Source organism: Herbaspirillum sp. 1173, from assembly GCF_031455335.1.
Taxonomy (GTDB): domain Bacteria; phylum Pseudomonadota; class Gammaproteobacteria; order Burkholderiales; family Burkholderiaceae_D; genus Herbaspirillum; species Herbaspirillum huttiense.
On sequence record NZ_JAVDSP010000008.1, the window covers coordinates 133596 to 148065 of the forward strand.

Annotated in this window: 7 protein-coding genes; 6 read left to right on the forward strand and 1 reads right to left on the reverse strand. The window is 64.3% G+C overall.

The annotated features are described in order from the left end of the window. Positions 1-81 precede the first annotated feature (81 nt). On the forward strand, positions 82-8115 hold the full coding sequence (locus J2X56_RS21915; protein WP_310162603.1) for a calcium-binding protein: 8034 nt from the start codon (positions 82-84) through the stop codon (positions 8113-8115). A 52-nt stretch (positions 8116-8167) separates the two neighbouring features. Here J2X56_RS21915 and J2X56_RS21920 read toward each other — a convergent pair whose 3' ends face one another. Further along, positions 8168-9664, reverse strand: coding sequence for a PLP-dependent aminotransferase family protein (locus J2X56_RS21920; protein WP_310162605.1), 1497 nt, complete (start codon positions 9662-9664; stop codon positions 8168-8170). Between the two features lie 166 nt (positions 9665-9830). On the opposite strand from J2X56_RS21920, the gene J2X56_RS21925 reads away from it, so the two are divergent. The 5 genes from J2X56_RS21925 (at position 9831) to J2X56_RS21945 (ending at position 14437) form a co-directional block, all read left to right on the forward strand. Beyond that, entirely contained in the window at positions 9831-10916 is a 1086-nt protein-coding gene (locus J2X56_RS21925) for a threonine dehydratase (RefSeq protein WP_310162608.1), read from the forward strand. Next, positions 10913-11512 carry a LysE family translocator gene (locus J2X56_RS21930; protein WP_121039278.1) on the forward strand — a complete coding sequence of 200 codons (600 nt, stop codon included), beginning with the start codon at positions 10913-10915 and terminating at the stop codon, positions 11510-11512. The genes J2X56_RS21925 and J2X56_RS21930 overlap by 4 nt, the downstream gene beginning before the upstream one ends. 60 nt (positions 11513-11572) lie before the next feature. Next, positions 11573-12496, forward strand: a complete 924-nt coding sequence (locus J2X56_RS21935) for a DMT family transporter (RefSeq protein WP_121039282.1) — start codon at positions 11573-11575, stop codon at positions 12494-12496. A 200-nt stretch (positions 12497-12696) separates the two neighbouring features. Continuing rightward, on the forward strand, positions 12697-13155 hold the full coding sequence (locus tag J2X56_RS21940) for a RidA family protein (protein WP_121039284.1): 459 nt from the start codon (positions 12697-12699) through the stop codon (positions 13153-13155). 85 nt (positions 13156-13240) lie between these two features. Further along, complete coding sequence (locus tag J2X56_RS21945; RefSeq protein ID WP_204725311.1) at positions 13241-14437, forward strand: PLP-dependent aminotransferase family protein; 1197 nt, start codon at positions 13241-13243, stop codon at positions 14435-14437. The last annotated feature ends 33 nt before the right edge of the window (positions 14438-14470 follow it).

The following is a 14470-nucleotide window of genomic DNA, read 5'->3' on the forward strand; positions in this document are numbered from 1 at the left end:
GGCAGGGTCACCCCGAACCAGATTCAGTTTCAGATTCAGATTCAGATTCGACATCCGAACGATCTTCGATAGCGAGGAAACATGGCAACCGCAAGCTCATCACAAGCGAACTCCGCGGACAAGGTAGCAGGACCCGTGCGCGTGGTCATGCCCGACCAGGCCGGCAGCTTCCAGGTCAGCGCCAACCGCGCGGCCGTGCAGCACGTGCAGGTGGTCGACGTGGACATGGTGCTGCACATGGCCGACGGCACCAAGGTGGTGCTGGCCGGCGGGGCCATGGAAGCCATGGACGACAAGTCCAAGGTCAGGTTCGCCGACACCAGCGCCGATACCGGCAAGCTGCTCGATACCGTGGGCAAGATCTCGCTCAAGCCGAACGACCAGTCGCGCGTGCTCAATTCCGATCCGGTCGCCTCTGCACCCAACGTGGCCCCGGCCCAGCAGGTCACGGTGGACCGCAACTCGGCCAGCGTCGGCAGTGAAGGCGCGACCCAGTTCGCCCAGATCATCAGTGACAACGCCGCCTCGCTGACCAGCAGCAGCGGCACCGGCAAGACCGCCAATTCCACCGGCCCGCTGACGGCCGGCGACACCAGCCATTCGACCGTGACCAGCACGGCGGCCGCCGCAGCGGCCTCGCAATCGCAGCCGACCACGCAACCGGTCCAGCCGCAATCGGTGATTGCCCAGACCGCCAATCCCAACGCCAACGAAGCGCCGGTCAAGCCGGTGGAGCCGCAACTGCCGCCGGAACGTCCGGGCAGCAAGCCGTCCACCATCGTGGTCGATCCCTCACAACCGTCGATGGCGATCAAGCTGGTCAACCTGGCCACCACCACCCAGACCGGCGACACGCTCTTGGGCAGCGGCGGCATTCCGGTCTCGGCCACCGACGCCGGCCTGCCGCTGCAGTTCAGCACCCAGGTCATCAATGCGCCCGACAGCGTGCATACCATCTACGCGGCGGGCAACAACGCCGGTACCTTCATCAAGGTGTTCGACGTCACCATCACCGGCAATGGCACGGTGCTGTCGGTGACGGTCTCGGGCGTGCCGGCGGGGATGTCCATCGTCAACGGTACTGACCTCGGTGGCGGACGTTTCCAGATGACGGTGGCGGCCGGCCAGACCGACTTCCCGTTACAGTTCCAGTACAGTACGGTGGAAGCCAATTCAGCCTCACCGGTACACCAGGCCTTCGATCTGAGCTTCAGTACCGTGGTGGCCACCTCCAATGGCCAGCTCACCCTCAACGACACGCGCCACGTGGCCATCAAGGATGCCACCGGCTATGGCGACCTGAGCTATCTCGATCCGGCCACCGGCGACCCGGTACTGGTCCTGCCGGCCCAGGGCCTGCCGCACGAGATCCATGCCGGCAATGGCGGCGTGACCGTCTATGGCAGCAACGCCAATGACGTGATCTATGGCGGCACCGGCAACGACGTCCTCATCGGCGGCACCGGCAATACCTTCTTCGAGGGCGGCGCGGGTGCCGACCAGATCGTGGGCGGCGTCAACAGCACCGGCACCAATGTCAACACGGCCAGCTATGCCGGGTCATCGGCTGGCGTGACGGTCAACCTGGTGACCGGCACCGGCACCGGCGGCGATGCCCAGGGCGACCAGCTGAGCAACATCCAGAACCTGCGCGGCAGTGCCTTCAGCGATACCTTCGTCGCCAACGCGGCGGTCAATCGACTGGACGGTGGCAGCGGCGGGTCCGATACAGTGTCGTACGCTTCCTCGAACAGTGCCGTGACAGTCAACCTGGTCACCGGCACCGGTACGGGCGGATACGCGCAGGGCGATACCTATACACATATCCAGAACGTCATCGGCAGCGACTACAACGACATCTTCATCGCCAGTGGCGAGGCCAATCGTTTTGATGGCGGATCGGGCTCCAATGCGGTGTCCTACGCCAGCTCCAATGCCGGCGTGAACGTCAACCTGCAAAGCGGCGTGGGCAGTGGCGGAGCGGCGGCGGGGGATACCTACGTCCGCATCCAGAACGTGATCGGTACCGCCTTCAACGATACCTTCGTCGGCAGCGCCGACGCCAACAGCTTCGACGGCGGCAGCGGCGGCAGCGATACCGTCAGCTATGCCGGCTCGACGGCCGGCGTGTCGATCAACTTCGTGTCCGGACGCGGCACCGGCGGCTATGCTGAAGGCGACACTTACAACCACATCCAGAATGCGGTCGGCTCGGCCTTCGATGACGTCTTCATCGCCGGCGTGGACAGCGTGCACTTCGATGGCGGCAGCGGTGGCTCCGATACCGTGAACTACGGTGCCTCCACCGGCGCGGTCACGGTGAACATGATCACCATGAGCGGCAGCGGCGGCTACGCGCAGAACAATACCTACACCAACATCCAGAACATCGTCGGCAGCTCCTACTCCGATACCTTCATCGCCAGTGCCGCCGCCAACAATTTCAACGGCGGACTGGGCGGCTCGGATACGGTCAGCTATGCCAACTCCAATGCCGCAGTGACGGTCGACCTGACCCACACCGACGGCACCGGCACCTCCGGCGGCTATGCCCAGGGCGACGTGCTGGCGCATATCCAGAATCTGATCGGCAGCGCCTTCAACGACACCTTCATTGCCAGCGCCGACGTCAACAATTTCAACGGCGGCGGTGGCTCCAACACGGTCAGCTACATCTTCTCGACCGGTGGCGTGACGGTCGATCTGACCAATGCCATCGGCACCGGTACCGGCGGTTACTACGCGGCGGGCGACTCCTTCAGCAACATTCAGAACCTGATCGGCAGCGCCTATGACGACACCTTCGTGGCGAGCGCCGACGCCAATACCTTTGATGGCGCGGGCTCCAACCACAACCGCGTCAGCTATGCCGCCTCTACCACCGCAGTGACGGTGGACCTGAACTTCACCGATGGCACCGGCACGTCCGGTGGCTATGCGCAGGGTGACAAGCTCTCCAACATCCAGGATCTCACCGGCGGTGTCGGCAATGACACCTTCGTGGCCAGTGCAGCGGCCAACAACTTCGACGGCGGGGCCGGCTCGAACCGGGTCAGCTATGCCGCATCGAACGCCGGGGTCACGGTGGACCTGGTATTGGGCAGCGGCAGCGGCGGCTATGCCGACAACGATACCTACGTCAACATCCAGAACGTCACCGGCAGCACCGGCAACGACACCTTCATCGCCAGCCTGGCGGCCAACGACTTCGTCGGCGGGGGCGGCACCAATACGGTCAGCTACGCCAAGGCCAGCGACGGCAACGGCGTCACCGTGGACCTGTTCCATGGCACCGGCAGCAACGGCTTTGCGGGCGGTGATACCTACAGCGGCATCCAGAACGTGATCGGCTCGGCCTACGATGACACCTTCATCGCCGACAACAACACCAACGTCTTCGCTGGCGGGCTCGGTTCCAATACGGTCAGCTACGCCTTCTCGACGGCAGCCGTCACCGTCAACCTGGTGACCGGCAGTGGCAGTGGCGGCTTTGCCGCAGGCGATACCTACACCGGCATCCAGAACGTGATCGGCTCCTCGCTGGACGATGTGATCATCGCCAGCAGCGAAGCCAACAGCATCGATGGCGGCACCAGTACGGCCAGCTCGCACAACCGCGTCAGCTATGCCAGCTCGGATGCCGCGGTCACGGTGGACCTGAGCTTCAGCAACGGTAGCGGCACCTTCGGTGGCTATGCGGCCGGCGACAAGCTGGTCAACGTGCAGGACCTCACCGGCAGCATCTACGACGACACCTTCGTCGCCAGTCTTGCGGCCAACAATTTCGACGGCGGCACGGGCTCGCTGCACAACCGCGTCAGCTATGCCCACTCGACTGCCAGCGAGACCATCAACCTCTTCACCAGCAGCGGCAGCGGCACCTATGCGGCCGGCGATACCTACACCAACATCCAGGATGTGACCGGCGGTTCGGGCGATGACCTCATCATCGCCAACGTGGCTGCCAACTTCATTGATGGCGGCAGCAGCACGGCCAGTTCGCACAATCGCGTGAGCTACGTCAACTCGACCGTGGCCGAGACCGTGGACCTGTTCAATGGCGTGGGCACGGGCGGTACGGGCAGCCTGGCCAATGGCGATACCTACGTCAATATCCAGGACGTGACCGGCGGCAGCGCCGATGACACCTTCATCGCCAATGCCGCGGCCAACAATTTCGATGGCAGCGGCGGCACGCACAACCGCGTCAGCTATGCCAATTCCAGTGTCGATGAAACGGTCAACCTGATCACCGGCCAGGGGAGTGGCGGTACCGGCAGCCTGGCCGCAGGCGATACCTACACCAACATCCAGGACGCTACCGGCGGCAGCGGCAACGACACGTTCTACGGCAATGCCGTGGCCAACCGTTTCGATGGCGGTGGCGGCAGCCACAACCGGGTCGACTACAGCGGTTCCACCGTGTCCGAATCGGTGAACCTGTTCACCGGGACCGGCACGGGCAGCACCGGCAGCCTGGCCAATGGCGATACCTACACCAACATCCAGGACGTGACCGGCGGTACCGCCGATGACGTCTTCACGGCCAGCGCGGCGGCCAACAATTTCGATGGCGGCACCGGCTCGTTGCACAACCGGGTGAGCTATACCAATTCCACCGTTGACGAAACCGTCAACCTGGTGACCGGACTGGGCAGTGGCGGCACCGGCAGCCTGGCCAATGGCGACACCTACGTCAACATTCAGGACGTCACCGGCGGCGGTGGCAACGACACCTTCTACGGCAACACTGCCGCCAACAATTTCGATGGCGGCGGCGGCAGCCACAACCGGGTCAGCTACAGCACCTCCACCGTCGCGGAGACGATCAACCTGTTCACCGGCAATGGCACGGGCAGCACCGGCAGCCTGGCCAATGGCGATACCTACACCAACATCCAGGACGCCACCGGCGGTTCGGCTGACGATCTCTTCGTGGCCAGCGCGGCGGCCAACTATTTCGATGGCGGCACCAGCACGGCCAGTTCGCACAACCGCGTCAGCTATGTCAACTCCGCAGCTGACGAAACCATCAACCTCTTCACGGGACTGGGCAGCGGCACGCTTGCCGCCGGCGACACCTACACCAACATCCAGGATGCGACCGGTGGCAGTGGCAACGACACCTTCTACGGCAACAGTGCGTCCAACAATTTTGATGGCGGTGGCGGCACGCACAACCGGGTCAATTATTCCAACTCCACGGCCGACGAAACCGTCAACCTGATCGCAGGCACCGGCAGCGGCGGCACCAACAGCCTGGCCAATGGCGATACCTACACCAACATTCAGGACGTGACCGGTGGCAGCGGCAATGACACCTTCTACGGTACGACGGCCGCCAACTTCTTCGATGGCGGGGGCGGCAGCCACAACCGCGTCAACTACAGCAGCTCCACCGTGGCTGAAACGGTCAACCTGTTCAACGGCACCGGCAGCGGCGGCGCGAACAGCCTGGCCAATGGCGATACCTATGCCAACATCCAGGATGTCACGGGCGGCTCGGCCGATGACGTCTTCATCGCCAACAGCGCGGCCAACTTCTTCGACGGCGGTACCAGTACGTCGACCTCGCACAACCTGGTCAGCTATGCCAATTCCAGCGCCGACGAAACCGTGAACCTGGTCACCGGCACCGGCAGTGGCGGCACGGGCAGCCTGGCCAATGGCGATACCTACATCAACATCCAGGATGTCACCGGTGGTGGCGGCAACGACACCTTCTACGGCAACAGCGCGGCCAACAAATTCGATGGCGGTGGCGGCACCCACAACCGCGTCAACTACAGCACCTCGACCGTCTCGGAAACCATCAACCTGTTCAACGGCACCGGCAGCGGTGGCGCGAACAGTCTGGCCGACGGCGATACCTACACCAACATCCAGGATGCCACCGGCGGTACCGCCGATGACGTCTTCATCGCCAGTGCGGCGGCCAACGCGCTCGATGGCGGCACCGGTTCGCTGCACAACCGCGTGAGCTACGTCAACTCGACCGCCGATGAAACCATCAACCTGCTCACCGGTACCGGCAGCGGCGGCACGGGCAGCCTGGCCAACGGCGATACTTACGCCAACATCCAGGATGCCACCGGCGGCAGCGGTAACGACACCATCGTGGCCAGCCAGGCGGTGAACTTCCTGGACGGCGGCGCTGGTTCCAATACGGTCAGCTATGCGGGTACGCCGAGCAGCAACGGCTCCACCGGCGTGACGGTGAATCTTTCGACCGGTATCGGCAGCGGCAACTACGCCCAGGGCGATACCTATGCCAACATCCAGAACGTGATCGGCAGCGCCTGGGCCGATACCCTGACCGGTTACGCGACGGCCGGCGTCACTTCGGTGCTGACCGGCGGCCAGGGGGCCGACAGCCTCACTGCGGTGGTGGCCAACCGTGCCGACACCTACGCCTCGTATGCCGGTTCGTCAGCGGGTGTGAGCATCAACCTGCAGGCCGGTACCGGCACCGGTGGCGATGCCCAGGGCGATACGCTGTTCAACATCGACAACGTCATCGGCAGCAGTCTCAACGACACCTTCTTCGCCAGCGCCAATGCCAACAAGTTCAACGGCGGCGCGGGTGGTTCCGATACGGTCAACTATTCGCTCTCCACCAGCAGCGACAGCACTGGCGTGACGGTGAACCTGTCCACCGGCGTGGGCAGCGGCAACTATGCGCAGGGCGACACTTACACCGCCATCCAGAACGTGGTCGGCAGTGCCCAAAACGACACGCTGACCGGCTTTGCCACGGTGGGGACGCAGTCCGTGCTGGAAGGCGGCGGCGGGGCCGACACCATTACCGCGGTGCTGGCCAATCGCGCCTTCACTTATGCCTCCTATGCCGGTTCGGGAGCGGCGGTGACCATCGACCTCAAGAACGGCACCGGCACCGGCGGCGACGCCCAGGGCGATATCCTGGTCAACATCGACAACGTCATCGGCAGCGCCTCCAGCGATCTGTTCAAGGCCAGCACCCAGGCCAACAAGTTCGATGGCGGCAGCGGCGGGGTCGATACGGTCAGCTACGAGTACGATACCGGCGGCGTGACGGTGGACCTCACCAATACGCTGGCGGCGACCGGTACCTATGCGGTGGGCGATACCTTCACCAACATCGCCAACCTCACCGGCGGCTCGGGCAACGATACCTTCTATGCCAGCAGCGTGGCCAACGCCTTTGATGGCGGGGCCGGCAACAACACGGTCAATTACGCGCGCTCGGGCAGCACGGCGGTTGTGGTGGACCTGTATCACGGCACCGGCAGCGGCGGCTATGCGGCGGGGGATACCTACGTCAACATCCAGAACGCGACCGGCAGCGCCGGCAGCGATACCTTCTACGCCAGCAGCGCGGCCAACGTCTTCAACGGCGGGGCAGGGGGCAGCGATACGGTCAGCTACCTGTATTCGACCGGCAGCGCGATCACGGCCAGCCTGGTGTCGGGTGCGGGGGGCAGCGGCGGCGATGCCAGCGGCGACAGCTATGTCGGCATTGCCAATCTGGAAGGCAGTGCCAACGTGGACAGCACGCTGACCGGCAACAGCGCGGCCAACGTGCTGTCGGCACGCGGCACGGCGACCACCAACGTACTGAGCGGCGGTGGCGCGAGTTCGGGCACTGATGTGTTCAACGTGGTCGATGGCGGCCACAATTCGGTGACGGTCGGCAGCGGCAACAACCTCATCAACGTCAGCGCCGGTTCGCACAGTTCGGCGGGGGCCCAGAGCGACATGGTCAACCAGACCACAGGCACCTCCAACATCAACAGCATCAGCGGTGGCGCAGGGGTCACGACGCTGCACTTTGCGGACCTGGGGACGTCACTGAACCTGAGCAACTTCTCCAGCAAGGTCACCGGCATCACCACGCTGGACGTCAGTGCCGGCAGCGGTACCAACGTGATCATCACGGCCGACGATGTGCGTCAGATGGGCATGGCCGGCAGCGGCATCTCGAAGATCCTCACGGTCAAGATGAGTACCTCCGAGAGCTTGCAGATCATGGCCAACGGCTCGGACCATTACGTCTACTTCCCCGGCACGACCGACTATGCCTTCTACAACGCCAGCAACCAGGAAATTGCCCGCATCCACCTGGTCACTGCCTGATGTGATGTGACGATGATCTGAAGCGGGTCTGCGTGCGGGAACAGGGCGATGGTCAGCGGTCCATCGCCTTTTCCAGGAAGCGCCAGATGCCGGGGTCCGACATCCCGGCGACGTTGATGCGCATGCGGGTGGAAGGCAGTTGCGCAGGCGAGAACAGGCTGCCCGGTGCCAGCAGGAATCCCTGTTCCATCGCTTCTTCGGTCATGACGTTGGTATCGCGCCCGGTATCGACCCACAGGAACATGCCGCAGGGCGGCGGATCACCGACTTCCATGCCCATGCGTTCCAGCTGGCGCATGACCTTGTCGCGCGCACCGTTCAAGCGCGCGCGCAGGCGTTCCGCATGCTTGCGGTAATGTCCTTCGGAGAGCACCCGGTAGGCCACCCGTTCACCGATTTCTCCGGTAGTGAGCGTCGAGAGCAGCTTGCGGTCAGCCAGGCAGCGCGCCAGTTCGGCCGAGGTGGCGATGAAGCCCACGCGCAGGTTGGCCGACAGCGTCTTGGAAAATCCCCCCAGATAGATCACCCGCTGCAGCTGGTCCAGCGCCGCAATGCGGGTGGCCGCCTGCACCGCGGAACCCGGATGCATGTCGCAATAGATGTCGTCCTCGACGATGATGAAGTCATGTTCCTCGGCGATGCGCAACACCTGGAAAGCCTTGGCGGCCGACAGCGAGGTCGAGGTCGGGTTGTGCAGCACCGAGTTGATCACGTACAGCTTGGGCTTGTGGATCTCGGCCAGTTCGCGCAGCTGGGCGATGTCCGGGCCATCGGCCAGACGCGGAATGCCGACGATCTTGGCCCCCAGTGCAGCAAAGGAGCCGAACATCAGGAACCAGGCCGGATCATCCACGAAGATCACGTCGCCCGGCCGCAGGAAGTGGCGTGCCACGGTATCGATGGCTTGCGTCACGCCCGTGGTCAGCACGAACTGGTCGGGCGCGGCGGCGATTTCCAGCTCGGCCAGTTTCAGCTGCAATTGCTGGCGCAGCGGCAGGAAGCCCAGCGGCGTGCCATAACCCAGCAGCAGCGAAGGATTGTCGCGGCTGATGGCGCGCAGGGCGTTGGCGATCAGCTCGCCATCGAGCCAATCCGGCGGCAGCAGGCCGCCACCGGGCATCTTGTGCGGCGGCATCTGGCGGAACATGTTGCGCACCAGCCAGACCACATCCAGCCCGCGTTCGGCCTCGGCCACCGCTTCGGCCTGGGCCGCCAGGTTGCCGTAACCGTTGGCGACGGCCACCCGTTCCTTGACGAAGAAGCCCGAGCCCCGGCGTGACTCCAGATAACCCTGGGCCACCAGCCGGTCGAAGGCTTCCACCACGGTAAAGCGCGAGATCTCGTGGGCATCCGCAAACTGCCGGATCGAGGGCATGCGTGCCCCGCCGCGCAGGAGCTTGTCGTCGATGCGAGCGCGCACGCCGCGCACGATCTGGTCCACCAGCGATTCTCCGCTCTCGCGCACCAGCATGGGCCAGCCGGGGAGGGCGGCGTCGGCGGCAACTGTCTTGGCCGGGATGCTGCGCAGATGCTTGACTGTATTGGTCATTTTACCGTGACAATGTTTGAAACTATTTGGAAAAGTGTATAGGTACTGTACTGGTATTGTCGGCTAGGATGTCAGCCAATGCAAGAGTAAGTGGCCTGGCGGCAAAGTGCCGGGTGACACGTTGATCAGTGCTCTTGTTTCGCATCTTTTCGAGGAGACCATTGTCATGACCAGCCTGTCCATCCAAGCCAGCCAAGCCCCGCGTACTGCCAGCGAACTGTTGCCCGGCCTGGGCGAGATCGAGCAGGCGGCCGGCATCGTCTATGCCGGCATGGCCCCGACCCCGCAACTGTGCTGGCCGCTGCTGAACCAGGCACTGGGTGCCGAGGTGTGGGTCAAGCATGAGAATCACGCACCGACCGGCGCCTTCAAGGTGCGAGGCGGCATGGTCTATCTGCATCACCTGGCCCGGCAGCAGCCGCAACTGTCCGGCGTCATTTCCGCCACACGCGGCAATCACGGCCAGTCGGTCGGTTTGTCGGCGCGCCGCTTCGGCATTCCCGCCACCATCGTCGTGCCCGAGGGCAACAGCCGCGAGAAGAACGCCGCCATGCGCGCACTCGGCGTGGACCTGATCGAACATGGCCGTGAATTCCAGGATAGCCGCGAGCACGCCCAGCGCTTGGCCCGCGAGCAGCAGCTGCACATGATTCCTTCCTTCCATCGCGACCTGGTGGCGGGCGTGTCGACCTACTGGATGGAATTGTTCGCCGCCCAGCCCGAGCTGGACGTGGTGCTGGTGCCCATCGGCCAGGGCTCGGGCATGTGTGGCGCGGTCGCGGCCCGCAATGCACTGGGGCTCAAGACGCGCATCATCGGCGTGGTCTCGGCGCATGCGCTGGCCTACAAGCTCTCGTTCGAAGCGGGCCGCAAGATCGAGGCACCGGTCTCGACCTGCATCGCCGATGGCGTCGCCTGTCGCGTACCGGACCAGGCGTCGCTGGACGTGATGCTTTCCGAGGTCGACGAGGTCATCGCGGTGACCGATGACGAAGTGATGGATGCCATGAAGCTGGCCTTCATCGCCACCCACAACGTGGCTGAAGGCGCGGGGGCCTGTGCGCTGGCGGCCGCCCTGCAGCTGCGCACGCGGCTGCGCGGCAGGAAGATCGGCGTCACGCTCTCCGGCGGCAATGTCGACCATGACGTCTTTGCCGGTATCCTGGCGCGCCCCGCTGCGGCTGCCGATGCACTGCTGGCACCGGCCCAGGTGGTGTCGCTGGCGCAGGCTGCGCAAAGGAGAAACGCATGATCGAAGCCTTGCTGCCGCTGATGTCGTTTGCCTTCGTCTCCTCCATCACGCCGGGGCCGAACAACATCATGCTGACCTCCTCGGGCATCTGGTTCGGCTTTCGTCGCTCGCTGCCGCACATGCTGGGCATCACCTTCGGCTTCGGCGTGCTGCTGGCCGTATGCGCATTCGGTATAGGCGAGCTGGTGGTGGCGGTGCCGCAAGTGGTGCTGCTGTTGAAGGCACTGGGCTGCGCTTATCTGCTCTACCTGGCCTGGCAGTTGCGCCGCATGGCCGTCTCCGGGGCGGGTGAGCGGGCGGTGCGGCCGATGTCGTTCTGGGCGGCCGCCATGTTCCAGTTCGCCAATCCCAAGGCCTGGGTGATGGCCATCACCGGCGCCTCGGCCTTCATGCCGTTGTTGCATAAGCAGTCTGGATGGCTGGCCATCCTGATTTACTGTGCGGTGTTCTGTGCCATCAACCTGCCTTGCGTGTCGGTGTGGGCCGGTGCCGGTGCGCTCTTGCGGCGCTATCTCGAACAGCCCCGGTGGCGCGCGATCTTTGCGGCGGTCATGATCCTGCTGACACTCTATTCGGCGCTGGCGATCTGGCTGTAACAGCGGCAGGACATGGAAATCATTTATATCAATAACGCGTTTTGACCTCAGGGGACCTTCATGCAAGCCAGCAGCAAGACCAGCCACCCCGCAGCAGCGCCCGGCGCCGGCACGGCCCGTCACGAAAGCCGCGGCATGTGGCTGGGCCTGATCGGCGTGGCCATCTTCAGCCTCACGCTGCCCTTCACGCGCATTGCGGTGGCCGAGCTCAACCCGGCCTTCGTGGCGTTCGGCCGCGCGGTCGTGGCAGGGGTCTGCGCACTGGCGCTGCTGGCCTGGATCAAGGCCCCGCGCCCGACCCGGCAGCAATTGCGCGGCCTCATCATCACTGCCCTGGGCGTGGTGGTGGGTTTCCCGCTGTTTTCTTCGATTGCGATGCGTTATGTCCCGGCCGCCCATGGTGCCGTGGTGGTCGGCCTCCTGCCGCTGGCCACGGCCCTGTTCGGCGCGCTGCGCTTCGGTGAGCGGCCTTCGAAGGGTTTCTGGCTGGCCGCGCTGGCGGGCTCCGGCATCGTGATCGCCTTTGCCCTGCGCGAAGGCGGCGGCAGTTTCCATCTGGCTGATTTCGCGCTCTTTGCCGCCGTGGTCACTGCGGCCATGGGCTATGCCGAAGGAGGACGCCTGGCGCAGACCATGGGCGGCCAGAACGTGATCGCCTGGGCCTTGGTGGTGGCCTTGCCGGTGATGCTGCCGGTGTCGGTGTGGCTGGGCTGGCAGTACGGCGTGAGCGCTTCGTCGCCAGCCTGGCTGGCCTTTGCCTACGTATCGCTGTTCTCGATGTTCATCGGCTTTTTCTTCTGGTACAAGGGCCTGGCCCTGGGCGGCATCGCCCGGGTGGGGCAGGTGCAATTGTTGCAACCTTTCATGAGCCTGCTGGGCGCGGCGGTGATTGCCCATGAGGCGCTGGATGCGAGCAACATGCTCTTTGCCCTGGCCGTGATCGTGGTGGTGGCCATCGGCCGCCGCATGGCGGTGCGTCGCTGAAGGCCGCGCAGGCAGGGGGCGGCAAGCCGCTGACGCAGCTCTGACCGGGTTTGCGAGCCGAAATAGTTCAGCTGGGTCGGGCTAAAGCGGCTGTTTTTTGAGATAATCGAGCACTTGTTTTTTCACATTTTGTCAACGCGCAACGCGCGAGCCATTTGCCTTTTGGCCGCAAGCGGGCGCTGTCCAACAGGGAGTACCGCATGTCCGTCTATGAAAAGCTGAAAGCACTGAACATCGAACTGCCCGCCGTGGCCACCCCGGCAGCAGCCTATGTGATGTATGCACAAACCGGCAATACCGTCTTCCTCTCCGGCCACCTGGCCAAGAAGGATGGCAAGGTATGGGTCGGCCAGCTGGGACGCGACATCGGCACCGACGACGCCAAGCTGGCCGCGCGCGCCGTGGCGGTGGACCTGATTGCCACCCTGCAGGCAGCCTGTGGCGGCGACCTGACCCGCGTCAAGCGCATCGTCAAGCTGATGAGCCTGGTCAACTCGACCGGCGAATTCACCGAACACCACCTGGTGACCAATGGCGCTTCCGAGCTGATCGGCGAAATCTTCGGCGACGCCGGCAAGCACGCCCGTTCCGCCTTCGGCGTGGCGCAGCTGCCCATGGGCGCTTGCGTCGAAATCGAAATGATCGCCGAGATCGCCTGATCGCCTTGCATGACAGGGCAGTGGCGGCCACAGTAGCCGCCCGGCCCTACGACCTCACACACCGAACACAGACTGAACGACCCGTATGAAACTCGAAAATCCCGCACCGCTGCAGTGGCAGTTCTCCCAGCGCGCCGAAGCCATGAAGAGCTCGGCCATCCGCGAAATCCTGAAGGTGACGATGCGTCCCGACATCACCTCCTTCGCCGGTGGCTTGCCCTCGCCGCTGACCTTCCCGGTCGAGCACATGAAGACCGCCTTCGACCGCGTGCTGAGCCAGCAAGGCAAGATGGCCCTGCAATATGGCCCCACCGATGGCTACCTGCCGCTGCGTGAATGGATCGCGGCATCGCTGTCCACCAATGGCGCCCAGATCACCGCCGAACAGGTGCTGATGGTCTCCGGATCGCAGCAAGGCCTGGACCTGCTGGGCAAGGTCATGATCGACGAAGGCAGCAAGGTGCTGGTCGAGACCCCGAGCTACCTGGGCGCACTGCAGGCCTTCTCGCTGTATGGTGCCAAGTTCGAGTCGGTGCCCAGCGACGAATTCGGCCTGCAACCCGAGACCATCGAAGCCATCGCCGGTGGCGCGCGCATGCTGTATTCGCTGCCCAATTTCCAGAACCCGACCGGCCGCACCCTGCCCACCGAGCGCCGCTTCAAGCTGGTGGAAACCTGTGCCCGCCTGGGCCTGCCGCTGATCGAGGATGATCCCTACGGTGCCCTGAGCTATCAGAATGCTCCGCTGCCCAAGATGCTGTCGATGAATCCGTCGGGCGTGATCTACATGGGTTCCTTCTCCAAGGTGCTGACCCCCGGCATCCGCCTGGGCTACGTGGTGGCGCCGCGTCCGCTGATCCTGAAGATGGAGCAGGCCAAGCAAGCGACCGACCTGCACACTGCGCAGCTGACCCAGATGGTGGTGTACGAAGCCATCAAGGATGGTTTCCTGGACCAGCACGTGCCGACCATCCGCAAGCTCTATGGCGACCAGTGCCAGGCCATGCTGGACGCGCTGCAACAGTACTTCCCGGCCAGCTGCAGCTGGAGCAAGCCGGAAGGCGGCATGTTCATCTGGGTGACGCTGCCCGAGCACCTCGATGCCGGCGCGCTGCTGAACGAAGCAGTGGAACAGGAGAAGGTCGCCTTCGTCCCCGGCGCACCGTTCTACGCCAACGTGGCGCAGAAGAATACGCTGCGCCTGTCCTTCGTGACCGTGCCGCCGGAGCAGATCCGCGCCGGTGTGGAGCGCTTGGGCAAGCTGATCGCTTCCAAGCTGTAATCAGTTCAGCCCGGTTCGCACTGCAGCCGTAGC